We start from the raw sequence: 20535 nt of genomic DNA, 5'->3' as shown, positions 1-20535 counted from the left end.
AATCAACCATTTACCTATTAGTCTATCGGGAATAATAGTTATTCATGATCAGATAAATGGATTTTGTCGGCATGTCTGTGAGTATGAAACGGTTACTCATCCAGTCCTCAATTGTCTGTGATCTGAACATGGCTGCCCTGCCGGACCACATTCACATCCAGCAGTTCGGAGATGGATTGCAGAAGCTGGTCGACGTTATCGGCCCGGAACGAACCCATGAGTATACGCTCGGCCAGTTCGTGGTTCTTTATGTCCACCTGCAAGCCATAGTTATCTTCGAGCAGATAGGCCACTTCCTGAAGGGTCGTCTCCTCGAAGACAAACCGCTTTTCTTCGTTAACAGCCCGCACCCGGGCCTGCTTTACCGGATTCAAAGCCAGGTGGTTCTGGGGGTCGAGGGTAATCAGGTCGCCGGGTTTCATCAGTACCTGTCTGGCCGTTTTTCCCTCCTGATACAGAAGCTGTACTTTCCCTTTGTTGAGGGCTACGCGCGCGCCACGTTTCCGTGCAAAGACGGTGAACTCCGTACCCAGCACCACGATGTCCAGATTTTTTGCCGTCCGGACGATAAACTTCCGATCGTCGGGCGTGTGGGTTACCGAGAAGCTGGCCTCCCCGGCCAGAAACACGTCGCGGCTCGATGAGCCAAACCCCCAGCGAGGTACGCGCAGACTGGAATTGGCGTTGAGCGTAACGAGGCTCCCATCATCCAGCGTCATCGACCGCGTTTCGCCAAAGGCCGTCGTGTAATTCCTGTACATAATTTGGTCACGAAACACGACTATTCCCATACCCAGGAGCAGCGCAATTGAGGCCGCTGCCAGCCAATAGCGTCGGCTCCGGCCATTCAGCGGAACGCTATCGGGTTGCTCATGCCGGGCTTCCAAATCCGGCAGGTGGGGGTTATCGGCCAGAAAAGCCGCGTATTGCTGAATGGCGCTGTCTGTTTGTGTGCGGTATTGCGGATTCCGGTTTTCCCACTCTTCCAGCCATTCGTAGTAGTTCTCTTCATTGGCTTTTTCCTGAAGCCATTGCGCGATCCGTTCCCGTTGAAGCGGAGACGTTTTTCGGGCAAAATGGTTCATTATTAGCTCTTTATTGACTTCGGTTTCCATTGTGTGGGGTAGTCTTGGGGTTGATGAGGTACCGTTCGGGTAAACGCGGTGACTGACTGACCGGGCATTAAAAAGGCAGAAAACGCCAGACAAACAGCCCGATCAACAGCCAATGATCTTTCAACCCTTTTCGGACGGTGCTCAGGGCTTTCCCTATGTGGACTTCAACGGTTTTTATGGAAATGCCTAACTCCGTGGCGATAGCCTGGTATTTTTTGCCTTCGAAACGGCTCAGGAGAAAGACCTTCCGGCATTGGGGCGGGAGCGATTCCACCATTTCCTCTACCCGATGCAGCACTTCCTCGAATTGTAAAACCTGATCGGGACGCTGACCAAACGCGCTTTCGGGTACGGGTGCCGTATCAAGATCGTCCAGGTTCTGAAACTCCAGCCGGAGGTAGTTGTAGGCTTCGTTCCGAACGCTTCGGAAGAGATAGTACCGGTAGGAGGAGGTAACATTTTCGTAGGCCCTTGTCTTCCAGAATTTACAGAAAACATCGCTTACCAAGTCTTCGGCTGTTTCTTTCGAATACACAAACCGAACGGCATGGCTGCAAAGAGCCTGATGGTAACGCCGGAAAAGTAATTCGCAGCCTTTGCGGGGATCATCACTAAATACAGCCCGAATAAACAGTTCCGTATCGGTTCCGACAGGTTTTTCGTCGGACGGCTCAACAGCCTCGTCGACCGAAGGCGGAACGGTGGAAGGTGCCGGGAAAGGAGGGCTAAAAGAATCAATCAGTTGACGTACCTGCATAGCCTGTTGGTAAACGAGTCAGCCTCTGTACGAGTCAGTCGTATACGAACAAAGACAACTTTCGCCAAAAACCCCCTTAGTGGATTATCAATTTTTCCCAATAAAAATCAATAATCCACTTTTCGTCGCTTCTCTTTCACATCACCTTTCTGCTTCTTCCGCGAGATTCGCTCCTCCACGGCGGCTCTGGACGGTTTAGTGGCTTTGCGGGGTTTAGCTTTCTCGAAAGCCTTGTCGATGAGCCGGTAAAACTTTTTCGTCACTTTCTCTTTATTGGCCAATTGCGTCCGTTCGGTCTGGTGCGTCAGGACCAGCTCGCCCTCGGTAGTCAGTTTGTTAGCCAGTTTTTCTTCCAGAACAGCCCGTTCTTCATCTGTGAGCAATAGCGAGTTGCGAACATCGAAACGGAGTTCGGCTTTGGTAGCTACTTTATTGACGTTTTGCCCGCCCGCTCCCCCACTCCGGGCAAACTGATACTGTAACTCGGGCTGTAAACGACTGGCATCCATGTGTAGTAAAGTTAATCTGTGGACTGAATATAAATATGTAGACATCTGGCGAACAATCGCCCAATGCATGGGTTAGTTCCAAAACTAAAGGATTCGCGGATACGACTCACCATGAGCATAAAATGGCGGCCATGCCGGACGACTCGCTTTCCGTTTGGGTGAGGGCTCAACCTCAGCAACAACTGCCGAAGGCATCAATATGGTTTCGGACGGGATTGACCAAACAATGAATAGAGACAAGACCAGGCATGCCTTGTTTCTATCCCATACGTACAATGAACAACAAAACAACAAACTGAATCATGATTGCGAAAGACCAGAACCAGATTTCACTCGTTGAGGAGACGGTGAATACCTTCGATGGCAACATTGATGAAACGACCGCATCAGACGGCCTGTCGATCATTGACAAGTGGCTGAACCGGTTGGAAGAAGCGGGCGACGAGATTACCGATGATATCGCCGAAACGCTCGAACGGTTACGCCCGGAAATTGACACCGCCCAACGATACAATCGAATAGACAACCAGCGCATTGCGTCGCTATTGCAGGAATTGATTGAGCAAACCCGGGCCGTAGCGGCTACGCCCGAAGCGAGTGCGGAGCAGGAGGAACTTTCCCAGTTGGTTGCCGTACTTGAAAACCTTCATCGGCAGACAACCAGTCAAATCAGCTAATCCTAAACACGACAGCGCATGGCAATGGATCAACACGCAGCAAACTTAATCGGCCTGACGGCCAAAGCCTTTAACGGCGAAACAGCAGCAATATCGCCAACGGATGGCATTTCGCTCATCGACAGCTGGCTTAGTTTTTTACAGTCGGAGGAGCGGTCTTCAACTTCGCCCCTCGTTGATGCACTGAGCAATCTGAAAGCCGAGCTTCAGAGCGGCAATCCCAACGGCGAACACGTAGAGCGCATTATAAAGGCCCTGTGCGATCAGACAAAGCAAACGGTCAGTACGGCCGATGAAGATAACAAGCCCAAACTAACCTTCCTCTCGGAAGCGCTGCAGGGATTCGGCCAGCAGCTGACGGGCAAAGCAAGACGCAATACGTCTGGCGAGCAGGCTCCCATGACCAGTACGGTTGGGGGCGAGTCGACACATAGCGGGGCGGGGGTTTCCGGCTTCGACCCATCGGCCGATGACCTGACCGATCGCAGCGGGGGTACTGTCAGCAGCGGCCCTACAGTTCTGATGGAGGACGCGGCAAACAGCGACGGCGCTTCGGAACCCACCCGCACGCCCGACGAATCCAACGACGAAGGAAGCTCCCGGGTTGGCCCCGGCGATAATTCGGCGGCTGCGAAGGACTCCCGAAGCGATACCGGCAACCGGATGGCGGGTATGGGCGTGTCGGGCGGAGCCGGTGACGCAGACTATAGCCAGTCTGGCGGTCGGTCGCAGTACTAAACGAAAACACCCGCTACCGTTTCAGCTTACCCGAATCAACTTAAACAAAGCGCCCCGGACGGGGTTATTTGAAGACAACAAACCACCAACAGCTCAGGCATTGGCTTTTAATAAAGATGAGTGCCAGGCTGTTGTTAACCTGAACGAATTATGCCTTCTCACGCATTGGATCAGCGGTTGTTTGAGCGAACAAACAACCTTACCGACGACAATAACACGGTTTTGGCTTCGCCACAGGACGGTATCGAACTTATTGACAACTGGCTGCGGGTCATTGAAGGAAATACCGCAACCCAGTTGATCGAAGCCGATTTAAAGGAGTTGCGGAACGAGCTAACCCTCAACGAACCTGATGCCGACCGTGTAAAAGGGCTGCTTCTTAATCTGGCTGATAATACGGCCTTAGTAGCGCAAAGCCGTAATGTGCAGGAACAAACCGAAGGCAAACTGGATAACGTGGCTATTACGCTCCGTACGCTGGCCGGTCTTTAATTGGTTAGTGCGTTATTCGTTATAGAGTTAATTATCCAATACAGCAACCGATAACGAACAACGCACCAGACGATAGCTTATAACTTTCTAATCAATATGCTCGGATCAAACATTTTAGAGGAGGGTATGCTTAACGATACCCTCAAAGCGTTTCGGGACAACAACGATAGCCAGGCCCCGGTTTCGGCTACGCAGGGGGTCATGCTCCTCGACGGCTGGCTCCAGGCGCTGGAAGGCGATTCGAACATGGATCAGTTGACAGGTACGCTGAACGAACTTCGGACGGCTTTGCAGGCGTCTCAACCCGACGAACCTTACGTCCGGCAACTAATGGGCAGCCTGGCCGATCAGGCGCAAACCATAGCGGAAGAACCAACTTCCGAAGGCACCTGGACGGGTGGTCTGGTAAGTCTGTCAAAAATCCTGAGAAAATTCAGTACCAATCGATAACCCTGCTTCTGCCCGGCCATTACCCGGCAGAAGCTTTTTCATTACTACGCTATGGAAGGAACAGGAACAACACTGGAACACCGAATGCTTACCGATACCCTGGGTGCTTTTGGTGAAGGAAGTCTTGCCACGCTTTCGCCCGAACGAGGGCTTCTTTTACTCGAAGGCTGGCTGAATGCACTACCGGGCGACGTAGGTGCCGAGCGGATTATGGCTGAGATCACCATACTCCGCGACCATCTGAAAACAGGTAATTACGATCTGGAAATGATCCGTGGCTTATTACTGAGCATGGCCAGCCATACCGCAACCCTGTCACAGGAACCAGTCGTTGATGGCACCACAGCCCATCAACTCACGCAGTTAGCGCATGCGCTGCGCAACTTTAGTAACCAGTTTTAATATGTTTACGCACGAAGAATCCTCGACACTGCTCGACTCAACAATGGCCGTTGTAGAGGGCGATCAAACCAGCGCAACGCCACAAAGTGGTACGGGCATTATCGATCAGTGGCTCACCCAACTCAACCAGGCGGAGAATGCCAAAGACATTGCCAGTACGCTCGAACAGGTAAAGACGCAGTTAAGAAGCGACCAGATTAATACTGAAGAGCTGGTTGGCTTGCTGGAAACACTAGCTACCCAAACGACGCAGTTCAGCACAATGATGGGGCCGGAAGGCGATATGAGCACCCGGCTCGAAGCGCTGTCGTCCGGCCTCCGGGCACTGGCGGGCCAGATCGGCAATAAAGAGTAAACCGAGTTGTCGTACCGACCATCCCGATTAAAAAAGGATCTACACTGACCGGGACGGTCGGTACGACAGTCAGCGGTTATTCCAGTAGATCAACACGTTCAGCGTGGCCCGGCCGGAGGCAATCAGATCCAGGTCACCGTCGCCGTCGAGGTCGGCGGCTTGCAGGTCTTCGCAGGCCATGCGTACACTATCGTCCAGTAAATAGCCGGTTACGCTTCCCCGCTCCTGAGGTCTAAACAGACGAATACCCACTTTTTTGTCAGCGTTGGGGTTGCGCCAGCCTGCTACGATCTGGTCGCTGCCAATGCCCAGAAAATCGCCACAAACGAGTGCGTGCCCCTGACTCAACAGGTCGCTCAACACGCTGATTTCCTTGCTGGCTTCTTTATCTTTTACTTTTTTCAGCGAATAATTTCCGGTTTCGACCTGAAGCAGATTGCCGTGCATAGGCTGAATGGTGGCAATGCTTTTGCCCTTATCCAACCGCCTGATTTCGCCAATACCGGCTACGTCTTTGGTCAGCAAGGGTAGTGCATTGTTGGCGGACTCACTATCGACAGCCCGCCATTTTTTCCGACGCCACTGAAAAATATTTCCCCCTTCCTTACTCGCCACGATCAGGCCCGTAGACGACCCATTCTCGCCGTCTTCCCAAATCTCGAAGTTGTGCGTGAGGTGCATGGTTGAGTCCACCAGATGCCGTTTCCAGGTGCCGCGCGGGTCTTTCGGCAATTCGTACCCCCAGATTCGGACGCCCCGACCTTCGCCATTTTTGTTGCCCAGCCCGTGCAGCGGTACCACAATCAACTGGTAACTATCCTTACCCACCCTGGCCCAGCGCATCCGATGGGTGGTCACTTCGTGCGGTAGTCGGATGGGTTCCCAGCGCTGGGTCGGGTCTTGCGGACGCACGAGGTAGAAAACAGCGCCGGATTTGGTACTGTCGCTGGTTTCGGCCGGGTTCCAGCCGGCACCAACGGCCACCTCCACGCGCCCATCGCCGTCCAGATCGCGGGCGGCAATGCATACATTGTCCTGCGGAGTCAGGTTGGCCGCCATGATGTACCGTTTCCAGACATCCGCTTTGGTGCCCTGAGCCGGGCGTCCGGGATTCTTGTACCACACAAACTCTTTCTGGTCGGCCAGCAGAATGTCGGGAAGCCGGTCGCCGTCGACGTCCCCAATGGCCAGCCCATAACCAATGCTGATCTGGTTATCGACAACCTCAATGCTGAATTTCAGCGCATTGGCGGATGGTGTATCGACCTGAGCCAGTAGTGGGGAGGCCGTCAGCAAGCACAGAAACAGGGCGTTTTTCATGGCGGTTAGGGATATGCCGGATAAAGTCAGGCAAATTCGGGTTCTACCGGGTCAGACTGATTCGTTCGCCCAGTTGCATAACGCGGTACGGCGTCCCGTACTGTTCACAGGCTTTCACGAAATCGGCCGGGTCGGCGGTGTTGAATGCAAACAGATCGTAGTGATGCGAGATAACCCGTTTGGCGCCAATGTCACGCCCGAGCCGGGCGGCTTCGTCGGGGTTGAGGTTACCCGCCACGCGCCGTTCGGGTTTATTGCCGTTGATGGGCAGAAACGCCACGTCGACCTGAAACGGGCGCAACACATCTTCCATGCCATCGTACCAGAGTGTATCGCCGGAATGATACACCCGGTACCCGCCAATTTCTACCACGAAGCCCATGAACCTGCAGCGCCCTTCGGCATCGCGTTCGAGTTCGTTATGAGCCGCCGGAACGCCATGAAACACAAATGGCCCTACCGTAACCGCTTGTTTGTCATTCATCCCAATGGGCCAATCCGGGCTGGTCTTGAGTCGGTCGGCAATAAACGCCCGATTCGCTTCGGGAATGACGAAGGCCAAATCCGGATTCGCAGCGATAAGGGGCAGCAACGTATCGGCATCGAGATGGTCGGTATGGTTGTGGCTGGACGTTACTACAGCAATGTTCTTTAGCCGAACGGGGTCAATGACGAGTTCGGAAATCCGGACGTGCGGCTTATCGGTATCGGCATATTTACGGCTAAGTGAGTCGGACAGATACGGATCGAACAGTAGTTGATGGCCCTTATGCCGGAGCAGGAAACCACTCTGGCCAAGCCACCAGATATGCAGGGTATCGGTCTGGTCTTGAACCGAGTCCATATCGGCGAGCAGCGTATCGTCTTTTTGCAAAGCAGGTTTGAGCATAGAGGAGGGTGGGTAAGGGGTAATTAAATTTACTCTCCAGCATTATCCATTATCTATTATCCATTAAATCAAATCCGACTCAGCACCCAATCCAGCGCTCGGGCGGGCAGCAGGCGGGGAATGATCCAGCCCACGAGTTTGCCGGGCACCAGTGCGTAGCGAATACGCGGGCTCGGTGTTTCGTGAATGTCCACAATACGCTCACCCAGATACTCAATGGAAAAGCCCCGGTTTTCGGCGGCTTCTACCTGCTTCAGAAAGCGTTTCATGGCCGGAAAATAGGGCGTGTCGGCATAGGGGCTCATGTCGGTTCCTTTGCCCCAGATGGGTGTTTTGACCGCGCCGGGACCTACAATGATCACCTTGATACCAAACAGCCGTACCTCCCGGCGGAGGCTATGCGAAAGACCTTCCACCGCGTGTTTTGAACCGACATACGCACCCATAAATGGAATTGCCACCTGCCCGTTCACCGAGCTGATGTTCTGAATCCGGCCCGGCTGAACGGGGTGATTGTTCCGGGCGCCCAACAAGGGTAAAAATGCCTGCGTTACCTGAATAAGCCCCAGTACGTTCACCTCAAAATGCTGCCGGATCGTGGCCATTGGCTGATCCTGTAAGGGGCCGCCAATAGCAATTCCGGCATTATTGATGAGCCCGCCCAGACCACTTCCGGCCAGCCGTTCGGTGAGCGAACGGGCCGCTTCGGTCACGGCAGCGGCATCGGTTACGTCGAAGAGAAGCGGCACGAACCGTTCGCCCAGTTCAGCCTGCAGCCGGTGTGCGTCGGGTTGCGTCCGCACACTGCCAAAAACCGTATAGCCGCGTCCAATAAAGTGTCTGGCGGCACCGTAGCCAATGCCGGTTGAGACACCGGTGATCAGTATATTTTTGCTGACAGGTTTCATGCGGTAAAGCTACACGGAATGACGGATCGATTGGCGGGTTCGGCTATTTCTGTCTGGTAAAAAACGCCCTGCAACCTTACCCTATCATTCAGAAAACTTACTTATTCCGCCGTCAACAAACGCGGGAAAATTGACGTTATGCAAATAAAAAGAGCGAAAGACATACTCTTTAAATTCACTCATGCAGGACATAGAACCTTTCTACGGCTGGGAGAAATACTATACCGCATCGGAAGACGAGCGGTCTCCGTTTCACGAACGGGAGTATAACATGCAGCAGTACGAGAATAATATCTACGGCTATTACATTCATCCGTTATGGGATGAAATAGGCTCAGAAACCCTTTATTGCAAGATCCTGTTCGCCAACTACGACCGCCAGTTTGTGGTGATCGAACTGTTTGGCGAATGGAACGACACACTTCACAACGACATTATGTACCTGAAACGTCAGGTAATCGACCCACTTGTACACGAGGACATTAAGTACTTCATCCTCATTAGTGAGAACATCCTCAATTTCCACGGGTCCGACGACAGCTACTACGAAGAATGGTTTGAAGATGTGGAAGACGGCTGGATTGCGGCCATTCATTCGCCGGAATTCATTGAGCGGGAATGGAAAAAATACCACCTCGACTATTACATTAATTTTGGTGGAACCCTCGACATTGCCAACTGGCGGACGCTTAAACCAGCCGGCCTTTTCGAACTGGTAAACAGTCTGATCATACGAAGGATTGGCTAAGGGAGCAGACGATGCGAACAGGAGCGGGTGTTTTTTTGCTCCTTTCGTACCGCTTCTCCCCCTCCCGCCCGCCCGGCTCTCCTTTCCTACGTTTATGTTTGTTTCTACCCCGGTTTCTGCTCATCTTTAGACCTTTAGAAGCTGTTTTAATTTAATTGCTTTCTGGAAAAATCCCACAAGACAATCGCATGGAAAATAACGAAAAGCCCAGAGCGGCAGAAGACGTACAGGCGGCCAAAGCAACAGCGGCCGAAAAGTTAGAAGCCTTTAAAGCAGAAGCGAGTCAACACCTGGATGCCGTTGGTACCCAGCTCGACGAACTAAAGGATAAGCTGGTTGCTCAGGCACAGGCCTTCGGAAAAGACATCGACATTGATGGCTTAAAGGCAAAAGCGACCGAGCATTTTGAAGCGGCCAAAGTATCAACCGCCGAAAATCTGTCGAACCTGCAGGCGCAGGCCGAAACGGCGTTTGCGGCTGCTTCGGCTAAGGCGGATGAATTATCGGATGTTGCCGAAGACAAGTTTGACGATTTAAAAGCCGAAGCGGCCATCCAACTGGAAGCAGCCCAGGTTAAGCTGGATCAGTTAAAGGCAGAAGCAGCGGTTCAGATCGAAGAGGCAAAAGAAAAGGCCAAAGGCGTTTGGCATCAACTGTTTGGCGAGTGATCCTCCCGATCTGCCAGCTCATAAAAAAAAAGTTCATCCCTGCGGATGAACTTTTTTTTTACACTAAACTCATTAATGGTTAGGGCCATGCCCGCGGGGATGGCCGCCCGGGCCACCAGTGCCGCTTGCGGGCTGGGTGGCGGTTCCGCTATGTGGCCCATGGGGTGTCCCCGCCCCCCCAGTGCCGCTATGAGGGGGTGTATCTGTACCACTGTGCGGATGCGTATCCGTACCGCTGTGCGGTCCTGTAGCCGTACCACTAAATGGTTTGCCCGGTCTGCCGGTGCCACTATGCGGACCCGTAGCCGTACCAGACTGTACGGCACCCGTACGGGCAGCCGCTGCATTGGCTTCATCGGGAGCGAGGTCGGTACTTTTGGTGCAGGCGTATCCGCCCAGTAAAGTCGCGGCCACGCAGCCAGCTACAATAAATTTCTTCATTGGGAAATTGTTTAGGAAAGAACAGGAAGCAGTTTGAACCTGAGAGCAATACGCAGCCTCTCTATGATACGTTGCACCAGGCTGGTAATTTTATTCGCCCACAAACAATTAACAGACTGAAATTCAACAGCGACGCACCCTTCCTATACAGTAATACTACTCGATCAACTTCCAACCAACCAGTGCGGGTAGTTAAAGAAGGGTCCACTATCGCTTCCGTATAGCGGTCTTGGCTAATACAAACAGTATAATGGCGTTTGGCATAACTCCCTGACTCTATTGCGGGAACGTTTCAGACGCATCTTCACGGCACTTTCCTTCAGGTTTAACTGCATACCGATCTGACTCACGGGCAACCCTTCCTCATACTTCAGCTTTAGCATCAGGGCATCTTTTGGCCTGATGGCACTGAGTACATTGGAAAGCTGCTGCAGTTGGTAATCCGTTTTTTCCGAATCGTCGCTGCCTGTATAATAATCAATCTCTTCATCCAACGCGATGGTTGCCAGACGTTTGGCACGCTTCAGTTGGTCGAGGCAATAATAGTAGACAACACTCGTCAACCAGGTGGCAAAGCTTGAGCGCCCCTGGAAACCGTCCAGCGATGCAAAAACCCGGATAAATACATCATGGGTAAAGTCCTGCGCCTGTTCCGGGCTCTTCGTAATGGCCAGACATTGCCGGTACACCTTCTTTTGATAGCGCCTGTAAAGGCTTTCGTAACAACTGGCCGTACTTGACTGTACATGTTGCTTTATAATCTCCTCATCGCTTAGATTAACTTTCATGACCCGGCTAAATTTATGTAGTTCAGGAACAAGCTTATTCTTTACAGGACAAAAATTGACAAAAAATACAACTTATAGTACTATTTTTCGATGATATGACAATTTTACACCTAATTTGGTAGACTATTCACTATTTTAGTAATAACAAGTTATAAATAATATCTTTTCTCTAGAGGAATTGTTACTATATTGCGTAGTAAAACCACTTATAATATATTTAAATATCCTCTTATTTACTATTATCTACTTTATTATTTAATGAAAGGAATCGTTTTCACCGAATTTTTAGAAATGATCGAAGATAAATTCGGTTATGCATTGGTTGACCAATTGCTTGACGAAAGCGATCTTCCATCGGGCGGGATATACACAGCCATCGGAACCTATGATCACGCCGAAATGGGTACCCTGGTACGGATTCTGAGCGAGAAGACGAATATTGCCCAGGCGGACCTGTTACGTTCGTATGGTCAATATATGTTTTCGGCTTTTACCCGAAGTTACCGCCCGTTTGTTGACCGGGCCAGTTCAGCTTTCGAGCTGCTCAACTCCGTACAGCACTATATTCATGTAGAAGTGAGAAAACTTTATCCGGATGCAGAGCTCCCCCACTTTACCATTGACCAACCCTCTCCAGACCATCTTCGTATGCTGTATATATCGGAGCGTAAACTGTCTGATTTCGCGCATGGGCTGATTGAAGGCTGTTTGGCAAACTTTGGCGAAAAAGCGACGATCGTCAAAACGAATCTTGTTGAAGATGGTAGTCAGGTTTTATTTGACATTGTGAAGGCGTGATTATGGACGACGAAATCGACCTGCTACGGAGGAAGCTTGTTCGCGAAAAAACGGCCCGTTTACAAGCAGAAGCCATCCTGGAGAAGAAAGCACTGGCTCTTTACAACGCCAACGAACAACTGTTGCACCTGAATGAAAACCTGGAGCAGCAGATTCGGGACAAACTGGCCGAACTCCGCGAAAGCGAGCAGCGCTATCGCCAGCTTATCGAATCGGTTCAGGATATAATTTACAAAATCTCGCCCGAGGGATTCTTTACGTTTGTTAGCCCCGTTGTCGAGAAACTGCTGGGCTATACGGAGGAGGAGTTTCTGAGCAGTCACTTTACCTCCGTTGTTCAGTTGGGTTACCGGAAAAGACTCATCGACTTTTACCGGACCATGATGTCTGAACGGCAGGACAGCACGTATAATGAATTTCCGGTAGTGGCTAAAGATGGGCGTATCGTCTGGATCGGGCAGACGGTACGACTAATTGAAGCGAACGGTAAGATACAGGAACTGGTAGCGGTAGCCAGAGACATTTCGGATCGTAAACTCGCCGAAATTGAACTGGAGACTACCCAAACCCGGCTCTCTACCCTGATCACCAACCTACAGTCGGGCGTGATGGTCGAAGACGAGCACGGGCGGGTTATCCTGGCCAATCAGCTTTTCTGCGATATTTTTCAATTGCCGCTCTCGCCTGATCAACTCATCGGTTACGACTGCACGAGTGCCCGCCAGCAGGTAAAATCGCTCTTTGTTCATCCGGAAGGGTTCATAGACCGGATGAACGAACTGCTGCTGAGCCGGGAGGCTTGTGTTGGCGAAGAGATCAGTATGGTCAACGGGCGTATTATGGAGCTCGACTACATCCCTATTTTCCTGGATGCCAACCAGTATATGGGGCATTTGTGGCGATATACCGATGTAACGGAAAAGTACATGGCCCGTGAGCTTATCCGACGCAGTGAAGAAAAGTACCGCGGCATCATGAACAACATGGAGCTGGGACTTTTTGAGGTAGATAACGACCAGATTATTGTTCGGGCTTATGAGCGATGCTGCCAAATGCTGGGGTACTCGGAGGCCGAAATGGTGGGTAAAAATGCCACCGACCTGCTGGTACCGGCCGAATTCATCGGGATTGTTGAGCGGCAGCAGCAGGAACGGAAGCAGGGCATTGCCGGTTCGTACGAACTACAGCTGATCAAAAAGGATGGCAGCCGCATCTGGGTACTGGTTAGTGGCGTACCCATACTGGACGAACACGGTACGGTAGTGGGCTCTATGAGCATTCATTACGATATGAATGAGCGCAAACAGCTGGAGCATGAGCTGGCCCGCGCCAAACAGTATGCCGAAGAAGCGCAGCAGGCCGAGAAGCAGTTCTTCGCCAACATGAGCCACGAAATCAGAACCCCGCTCAATGCCATCATCGGCATGTCGCACCTGTTGTACGACACCCAGCCTTCCGCGCAGCAACGCGAGTACATCAATATCCTAAAAACCTCCGCCGACTTTTTGCACAGCCTCATCTCCGATTTGCTGGATATGACCAAGATTGAGGCTGGCCGCATCGAAATACATGCCCGGCCGTTCGATTTGGCGGGTCTGCTCAGAAGTACCCAGAAAGTGTTCGAAATGAAGCTCCAGGGGCGGCCCATTACAATCGATGTTCTACTGGACACCCGTATCACCAACACATTTATTGGCGATGACGTGATGCTGAATCAGATCATGATGAATCTGGTTGGCAACGCCGAGAAATTTACGGAGAAGGGGCAGATCCAGATTATGAGCAAAATCAAAAAAGAGGAAGAGGGCAAAAGCTGGATCGAATTTACCGTATCGGACACGGGCGTGGGGATTCCGGCCGATAAGGTCGACTTCGTCTTTCAAAAGTTCAAACAGGTTAACCCGCAGGGATATAAACATAAAGGAACAGGGCTGGGACTGGCCATCACCAAAGAACTTGTTGAACTTCAGGGGGGTAGTATATCGGTAAAAAGCCAGGAAGGCGTTGGTAGCTCCTTTACTTTCGTCATCCCTTATGCTAAATCGAAAGTCCAGGTTGAACCGAAAAACAATGTCGACAAGCAGCTTGTTATGGCAGAGGAGTTAAAAACCTGCTCCGTACTGGTTGTTGAAGATAACCTCATGAACCAGACCTACATTGGCAATTTGCTTAATAAATGGAATGTTCCTTACGTAATGGCTTCGGATGGAAAGCAGGCGGTTGAACAAGCCAAAAAGCAACCATTCGACATTGTATTGATGGATATTCAGATGCCCATCATGAATGGGTACGAAGCTACGGTTGCCATTCGCAGTACGCAGAACCCCAACCAACATGCCCCTATTATTGCGCTTACCGCATCGGCCATGCTCGATCACAAGAGCATAGCGATGGAAGCCGGTATGAGCGACTTTTTGACCAAACCATTTGAGCCCGCCCAACTGCTCTCCATCTTGCAGCGTTTTGCCCCGGCAGCGACTATCGATAGTGAAGGCTGTCTGCTGTTCAATAAAGCGCTGGACCGAAAACGCCTTTCGGACCTTTACGGAACGGATGCCGCCTATGCATCGGAGATGTTCTCCCTCTTTTTGAGCGATGTCGTGCCCGATATACGCACGCTGCCGGACTTGTGCACCGCACACGACTGGGTCGATCTGGCCAATACCGCGCACCGGCTAAAACCAGCTCTGGCCATGGTAGGACTCTCGACACTGGAAGAGAAAATGCGGCAAGTGGAGAAAAGAGCCCGGCAGGAGGCCGATCGAAGCGGACTTGAGGTGGACTGCCACTCCCTGGTTGATGAACTGGATAAAATGATACCCATTCTGGAAACAGAATTACAAATGCTTTCCCGGCTATGAGGCTCAGTTGTATAATCGTGGAAGATGAGGTGATGTCCCGCAAAGCGCTTCAGCGCCTTTGCGAACAGCATAACTCATTGCACCTATCAGGCATATTTGACAATGCAAGGAGCGCGCTTGACTTCCTGGCGGCTCAGACAGTCGATTTAATCTGGCTGGACGTCGAAATGCCGGGCCTCTCCGGATTCGATCTATTGGAGCAGCTCCCGTCCATTCCCTACGTTATTCTGACAACCAGCAAAATAGAATATGCTTTCGAGGCTTTTCAGTATAACGTAACGGATTACCTGAAAAAACCACTCACACTGCCCCGGTTTAACCTGGCGGTTGAGAAAGTGCTGGAACTGAACGCCCGCTCGAAAGCGAGTGATGGCCGGAAAGAGATTTACATAAAAACAGATGGTCGTTATATTCGGCTGCCCTTCGACAGCATTGCGTACATTGAAAATATTGGCGACTACGTCAAGATTTTCACCGCTACCCAAACCCATATCGTGTACACGACCATGAAATACCTGGAGGAGAAGCTGGGGGTACAGTTTCTGCGCGTACACCGCTCGTATATCGTCCACCTCGACAAAATTGTGGATATTCAGGACAACACCTTAGTGATCAATAATAAGGTCATCCCCATTAGCCGTGCGAACAAGCCTGAATTAATGAATCGACTTAATCTGCTTTAGGCACATACCAACGAAGTAAAATCCGAATTCTTAGCTGCCCAACGAACGCATAATCATTCTTCTATATCCCCTAATCTATATAACTAGTCAAAAACTTTCTGTTTTACTTAATTTAAAGTTTCTATATTTGAATTAATCCTATATTTATCGTATCGAGTTTATAATAAAATTCATAAACTCAATTAATAACTTTCACCTCCTTGTAGTTAATCAAAAATTATCAATAGTAAACTATACATTGCAGGTATAAGTTAAGTCATTCTTATCCAACACGTTATTGTCATTCCTACTATACCGGATACTTAAAGCCGTTGATAACTATTGTGGCAGCCTCTATCAATAATTACCTCAAAGATTCTCATTCTGACCCATTACGCACGATCCGGATCACGGAAGTAGTTGCCACGGGATACCCCGAGAACGGCTATTCGTACCGCGGAATGATTCAGGCACTAAATGCAACCGGAACAACTTTAGGCGAACAGCATTTACAAACAAGGCGCAAACCCGAATGGCTTGTCAACGGGTACCTCCAGGGGTATGGCGACCTTCAGTTAAGCCTTCAATACCGGCCGGAAAATGAGCAGCATTGGCATTCGATGACTCCGGTGATCATTCCGCTGCCTACACCCGCCGATGACCAAACTAGTACCGATACATACTTACCTTTGCGGGGCTGGGATGAAGCTCCTCATATGCAGGTGCGCATCCGACTCACTAAAGAGCAGGCTGACGAGCGCGTCGAGATTCCATTCATGCATCCAACAAACGATATAGATCAGCTTTCAATAGCAGGCTGCCCATTTTTTGCCCATAAACCATCCGCTGCCCCACCGGTAGTCAGTGAGCCCCTACTCGACAAGCTCGATGAATTAATACAAGCTGATCCGTTAACGGCCCCCGAGCAGGTGATCGTAAAAGATGGCTGGAATAAATTTCTGGCTTATCAGGACATGCTTATCGAACTATTCGTTGAGCGGCTGCTGCACAAAGAGCCGGAACTCAGCAACCGCTTCGGCGACGCCATTGACCTGGTACCAACCTACTTTGCCAGCCTTTTCGATATAAGCGTTCGGCAGTTAATGCCTCATACGGAGCAAATCCTGCGCGAAAGCTACCGGGGTACGTACCCGAAACCTGCGGAGGGCTATAAGTCGGTAGAGGAGTATGTGGCACTTCTGGCCGATCTGGGCATGCGGCCCAATCACTGGCTTACGGCCCGCCGGGTGTGGATCTGGGTTCTGAATCAGGTACCGCATCTGGAAGACTATGACCGGGAGAACCTCAGCAAAGGCAACGGTTCGGCCATGTACCGTTTCTTTACTGGAGCTATTCTCATCCCCGCGTTAAACGCAACCCGGCAGTATACCGAGGCTCTTACCCCCGACATGATCCGCCTGATGCGTCAGGTTGGCGACCAGCTATCGGCAAATGCCCGCGTAATTGGAACAGACTTCTACCATGCGCTTTTCCAAACCCATCCGGAGATCATTCCATACTTTAACCGAACCGATATCGACAGCCTGACGGAGCATTTGATGCAGGCCGTTGGGTTTCTGGTGCGGTCGCTGGACAATGGGGTCGACATTACGCAGGAGTTACGCGACCTGAGCCAGATTCACACCAACTTTTCGGTACCGCCCGATGCATACCCCAAACTGGTGGAACCTCTGCTCACCGTTCTGCGGAGACATGTGTCCGATTTCAGTACGGAGCAGGAACATGCCTGGGTAATTCTTCTGAACCGGGTAACCAATGTACTGCGCCAGCCGATGATCAACCAGCAACGGATACTGACGCAGGCAAAAGAGTACCTGGACCAGATCAGCGCCGAACTAACCTGGGATACGGTCGATTACGAACGACGGTGGGAAGAGATCAAACGGGAGATTATGGCCACCGGGAGTTATACGCATACGTATGAAGAACTGGCCTACGGTGCCCAGCTCGCCTGGCGCAATGCGTCCAAATGCATCGGGCGGATCTCGTGGCGCAACATGATCGTGCGCGACCTGCGTCACGTTACCGACCCCGACGAGATGTTCCGGGAATGTGCCGAACACCTGCGCCTGGCTACCAACGGCGGAAATCTCCAGATTGTGATGAATGTGTTCCGCCCCAAAAAACCAATGGAGCGCTGGGGACCACGCATCTGGAACAGTCAGTACATCCGCTTTGCGGGCTACGAACAGGAAGATGGTACCGTACTCGGTGACAAAGCCAATGTCGGCCTGACTCAAACCCTCATTCGGCAGGGATGGGTCCCCCCCATTGAGAAAACAGCCTACGACACCCTGCCCCTGGTGATCGATGTGCCCGGTCAGCCCCCCCGGATGTATCAGTTCAGCCCCGAGGATGTCCTGAAGGTACCCATTGAGCACCCGAACTATCCGGCTATCGGCGCTCTGGATATGAAATGGTGTGCCGTTCCTGCCATTGCCAACTTCCGGATGGACATTGGCGGCATTCAGTACGGCTGCATCCCTTTCAATGGCTGGTTCATGGAAACCGAAATTGCCCGCAACCTATGGGAAGAAGGGCGGTACGAAAAGGCAGAGTCCATTGCCAAAGCCCTCGGTCTGGATACCTCCAGCGAGCAAACCCTCTGGCGCGACCGGGCCTTCCTGGAACTGAACGTGGCCGTTCTGCACTCGTTCTCCAAAGCGAAAGTGACGCTGGTCGACCACCAAACGGCAGCCCGCCAGTTTCTAACCCACGACCAGCGCGAAAAGCGGGCCGGTCGCGAGTGCCCCGCCCAGTGGTCGTGGGTGGTGCCATCGGCAGGCGGGAGTGTAACGCCGGTCTGGCATCACGAAATGCGCGACTTCTACCTTAGCCCCTCCTACCATTACGCGGCCGACCGCTGGGTTGTTCTCAACGATGATGCAACGGGTGTCGATGAAGCCATGGGAACGGACGTACTGGACGTAGATCGGTCGAGTCTCACGCAGCATCCTGACCGGGCCATTGCCCCGGCGAATCGATCACGCCGGGTGCTGATCCTGTACGGCTCAGAAACCGGAACGGCCGAACATTTCGCCCATCGAACAGCGCGTCGGCTGAACCGCTTCCAGCCACGCGTGATGACGCTCGATGAGTATGATGTAGAGCAACTGGCGCAGGAAGACCTGCTGCTGGTCATTACATCGACCTTCAGAGAAGGGCACCTGCCGGGCAATGCGCAAAAATTCTATGCTCAAATTCAGGCCTTGCCCCAGGGCGGGTGCAGTGGGGTAAGTTTTTCCGTTATGGCGCTGGGCAGTACCGTTTATCCCCATTTCTGCGCGGCAGGTATAACCCTGGACCGGGAGCTGGCCCGCACCGGCGCCAACCGGGTGATCATGCTGCACAAAGGCGATGAAATAAGAGGGCAGGCCAATACATTTCGGCAATGGCTCGACCTTGTGGCCCGTTTACTGGGCGAAGACCCAACAAGTGCCGACCTGTCTGCCTCGGCTGACTCAGCGCTGAAGGTAACCTTTATAGCCCCCGATCAGGTACCCGAAACGGCCCGAGAAGACCGGGCTAAACAGCAGGCGGGCTATACCGTTCCGGTACTTGCCAACCGTGAGCTGCTCAAAGAAGTTATCGTTGGCAGCCGATCGACCCGGTTTATCGCACTCGACATCAGTGCCATAGAGGCCACTTACGAAACCGGCGACCATGTCGCGATTTATCCGCATAATCCGCCCACCGTTGTTCACCGGGTCATTGATCGGCTGAACATCGATGCCGACGCCTGGTTCATAACTCCGTCGATTGATGAAAACAAGGGAGCCGTTCAGGGAAATCATGTGTACGCAAAGCCCGTTCAGGTGTGGCAGGCACTGACAGAAGATGTCGACCTTACCGTACATGAGCCGTTCGATGACCTGCTCAGGGCACTGCTAAAAACAACCACCTCCTCCGTGGAGAAAAACCGGCTGGAATCGTGGCTGGAGATACTCAACCGTATCCAGGAAGACAATGAGGCTGTTACTGCTTTAAAAAAGTACCTTACCGACACCTTTCTGACAGTAGCGGATTTGCTGGATGATTTTCCTTCCGCCCGGTTGTCGTTCGGCCAGTTACTCGAAGTACTGCCCCGGCAAAAGCCACGCCTGTACTCCATTTCCTCCTGTTCGCTGGTGCATCCGACCGAAATACACCTTACAGTTGGTGTAGTCCAGGCCACAACCGATGCAGGCAAGACTATTTCCGGTTTGTGCTCCAACTATTTAGCCCAACTGGACCCCAATCAGGGCGCCACTGTCCGGATAGCCATCCGCTCATCGGGCTTCCGTCCGCCACTGGTTCCCCAGGCGCCCATGCTCATGGTTGGAGCAGGTACGGGTTTATCGCCCCTCGTTGGCTTTTTACAGCATCGTGAAGTGCAGCTTCGGGCCTTGCACGAAGCCAGCCATAAACAGACTAACGACGACGATACCATTATTCCGCTCCCCACGCACATTGGTCATGCCCGCCTGTTCTTCGGCTGTCGTAACTTAAATGATTACCTCTACCAGCAGGAACTCGAAACCTGGCACGAAGCGGGTGTACTCACGCACCTCGACGTTGCGTTCTCGCGGCTCGACGACGAAAAAATTTACGTACAGGACCTTATCGGGCAGCGCAGTAAAGATCTGTGGGATGTACTGTCGCAACCCGATTGCCACTACTACATCTGTGGCGATGGCCGGATGGCCGACGATGTCTTTGACGTGCTGATGACCATTGCCAAAACAACGGGCGGACTGTCGCATGCCGAAGCGGTCAACTTCTTTCGGCAAATGCAGGCCGAAAACCGATTTGTGATGGATGTGTGGGGCGTGCTGATCAACGTCCGTCAGTCACTGGCCGAGCTTCAGGAAGCGAAGTATACCCAGGGCGAACGCTGGCTGGAACGGGTATCGGTATAGAATTAGTATCCCCACGGCCGGTCTACCCGTATCGGGCC

General features: G+C 52.0%; 20 protein-coding genes. 12 read left to right on the top strand and 8 right to left on the bottom strand.

Going from position 1 to position 20535, the window contains the following annotated elements; translation table 11 throughout:
• Window positions 1–107: 107 nt before the first annotated feature.
• From ACYVJM_RS21280 to arfB, 3 genes are all read right to left on the bottom strand, one after another.
• Window positions 108–1115, bottom strand: a complete 1008-nt coding sequence (locus ACYVJM_RS21280) for a FecR family protein (protein ID WP_461150248.1) — start codon at window positions 1113–1115, stop codon at window positions 108–110.
• A gap of 67 nt (window positions 1116–1182) precedes the next feature.
• Window positions 1183–1872: an RNA polymerase sigma-70 factor gene (locus ACYVJM_RS21275; protein WP_461150247.1), complete on the bottom strand. Its 690-nt coding sequence runs from the start codon at window positions 1870–1872 to the stop codon at window positions 1183–1185.
• A 107-nt stretch (window positions 1873–1979) separates the two neighbouring features.
• Window positions 1980–2381 carry an alternative ribosome rescue aminoacyl-tRNA hydrolase ArfB gene (gene arfB / locus ACYVJM_RS21270; RefSeq protein ID WP_461150246.1) on the bottom strand — a complete coding sequence of 134 codons (402 nt, stop codon included), beginning with the start codon at window positions 2379–2381 and terminating at the stop codon, window positions 1980–1982.
• A gap of 302 nt (window positions 2382–2683) precedes the next feature.
• Here arfB and ACYVJM_RS21265 point away from each other — a divergent pair, with 302 nt between their 5' ends.
• The 6 genes from ACYVJM_RS21265 to ACYVJM_RS21240 all read left to right on the top strand — a co-directional run bounded on the left by ACYVJM_RS21265 (window position 2684) and on the right by ACYVJM_RS21240 (window position 5495).
• Window positions 2684–3058, top strand: coding sequence for a hypothetical protein (locus tag ACYVJM_RS21265; protein WP_461150245.1), 375 nt, complete (start codon window positions 2684–2686; stop codon window positions 3056–3058).
• A gap of 18 nt (window positions 3059–3076) precedes the next feature.
• Window positions 3077–3796, top strand: a complete 720-nt coding sequence (locus ACYVJM_RS21260) for a hypothetical protein (protein WP_461150244.1) — start codon at window positions 3077–3079, stop codon at window positions 3794–3796.
• 150 nt (window positions 3797–3946) lie between these two features.
• Window positions 3947–4288, top strand: a complete 342-nt coding sequence (locus tag ACYVJM_RS21255) for a hypothetical protein (protein ID WP_461150243.1) — start codon at window positions 3947–3949, stop codon at window positions 4286–4288.
• Window positions 4289–4384: 96 nt separating this feature from the next.
• A complete protein-coding gene (locus tag ACYVJM_RS21250; RefSeq protein ID WP_461150242.1) occupies window positions 4385–4738 on the top strand; it encodes a hypothetical protein in 354 nt (117 codons plus the stop codon).
• 51 nt (window positions 4739–4789) lie between these two features.
• Window positions 4790–5140, top strand: a complete 351-nt coding sequence (locus tag ACYVJM_RS21245; protein WP_461150241.1) for a hypothetical protein — start codon at window positions 4790–4792, stop codon at window positions 5138–5140.
• Window position 5141: 1 nt separating this feature from the next.
• On the top strand, window positions 5142–5495 hold the full coding sequence (locus ACYVJM_RS21240; RefSeq protein ID WP_461150240.1) for a hypothetical protein: 354 nt from the start codon (window positions 5142–5144) through the stop codon (window positions 5493–5495).
• Window positions 5496–5564: 69 nt separating this feature from the next.
• Here ACYVJM_RS21240 and ACYVJM_RS21235 read toward each other — a convergent pair whose 3' ends face one another.
• The 3 genes from ACYVJM_RS21235 to ACYVJM_RS21225 all read right to left on the bottom strand — a co-directional run bounded on the left by ACYVJM_RS21235 (window position 5565) and on the right by ACYVJM_RS21225 (window position 8612).
• Window positions 5565–6815, bottom strand: a complete 1251-nt coding sequence (locus ACYVJM_RS21235; protein WP_461150239.1) for an FG-GAP repeat domain-containing protein — start codon at window positions 6813–6815, stop codon at window positions 5565–5567.
• A gap of 43 nt (window positions 6816–6858) precedes the next feature.
• The gene (locus ACYVJM_RS21230; RefSeq protein ID WP_461150238.1) at window positions 6859–7704 is read right to left on the bottom strand and encodes an MBL fold metallo-hydrolase; all 846 of its coding nucleotides are present in this window, start codon (window positions 7702–7704) and stop codon (window positions 6859–6861) included.
• A gap of 68 nt (window positions 7705–7772) precedes the next feature.
• The gene (locus ACYVJM_RS21225) at window positions 7773–8612 is read right to left on the bottom strand and encodes an SDR family NAD(P)-dependent oxidoreductase (protein WP_461150237.1); all 840 of its coding nucleotides are present in this window, start codon (window positions 8610–8612) and stop codon (window positions 7773–7775) included.
• A 181-nt stretch (window positions 8613–8793) separates the two neighbouring features.
• Here ACYVJM_RS21225 and ACYVJM_RS21220 point away from each other — a divergent pair, with 181 nt between their 5' ends.
• Together ACYVJM_RS21220 and ACYVJM_RS21215 are read left to right on the top strand one after the other, a co-directional pair.
• Window positions 8794–9360 (top strand): hypothetical protein, encoded by a 567-nt coding sequence (locus ACYVJM_RS21220; protein ID WP_461150236.1) that lies wholly within the window; start codon window positions 8794–8796, stop codon window positions 9358–9360.
• A gap of 188 nt (window positions 9361–9548) precedes the next feature.
• Window positions 9549–10028 (top strand): hypothetical protein, encoded by a 480-nt coding sequence (locus ACYVJM_RS21215; protein ID WP_461150235.1) that lies wholly within the window; start codon window positions 9549–9551, stop codon window positions 10026–10028.
• A gap of 72 nt (window positions 10029–10100) precedes the next feature.
• Here ACYVJM_RS21215 and ACYVJM_RS21210 read toward each other — a convergent pair whose 3' ends face one another.
• On the bottom strand, window positions 10101–10469 hold the full coding sequence (locus ACYVJM_RS21210; RefSeq protein ID WP_461150234.1) for a hypothetical protein: 369 nt from the start codon (window positions 10467–10469) through the stop codon (window positions 10101–10103).
• A gap of 233 nt (window positions 10470–10702) precedes the next feature.
• On the bottom strand, window positions 10703–11257 hold the full coding sequence (locus tag ACYVJM_RS21205; protein ID WP_461150233.1) for an RNA polymerase sigma factor: 555 nt from the start codon (window positions 11255–11257) through the stop codon (window positions 10703–10705).
• A 258-nt stretch (window positions 11258–11515) separates the two neighbouring features.
• Between ACYVJM_RS21205 and ACYVJM_RS21200 the strand changes: the two genes are divergently transcribed.
• From ACYVJM_RS21200 to ACYVJM_RS21185, 4 genes are all read left to right on the top strand, one after another.
• Window positions 11516–12055 carry a heme NO-binding domain-containing protein gene (locus ACYVJM_RS21200; RefSeq protein ID WP_461150232.1) on the top strand — a complete coding sequence of 180 codons (540 nt, stop codon included), beginning with the start codon at window positions 11516–11518 and terminating at the stop codon, window positions 12053–12055.
• 2 nt (window positions 12056–12057) lie between these two features.
• Entirely contained in the window at window positions 12058–14916 is a 2859-nt protein-coding gene (locus ACYVJM_RS21195) for a PAS domain-containing hybrid sensor histidine kinase/response regulator (protein ID WP_461150231.1), read from the top strand.
• Window positions 14913–15599, top strand: coding sequence for a LytR/AlgR family response regulator transcription factor (locus ACYVJM_RS21190; protein WP_461150230.1), 687 nt, complete (start codon window positions 14913–14915; stop codon window positions 15597–15599). The genes ACYVJM_RS21195 and ACYVJM_RS21190 overlap by 4 nt, the downstream gene beginning before the upstream one ends.
• Window positions 15600–15922: 323 nt before the next feature.
• The gene (locus ACYVJM_RS21185) at window positions 15923–20497 is read left to right on the top strand and encodes a nitric oxide synthase oxygenase (RefSeq protein ID WP_461150229.1); all 4575 of its coding nucleotides are present in this window, start codon (window positions 15923–15925) and stop codon (window positions 20495–20497) included.
• Window positions 20498–20535 lie beyond the last annotated feature (38 nt).

This window comes from Spirosoma pulveris (assembly GCF_054781875.1).
The sequence above is the reverse complement of the archived record's forward strand: the minus strand, read 5'-3'. Positions and strand labels throughout refer to the sequence as shown.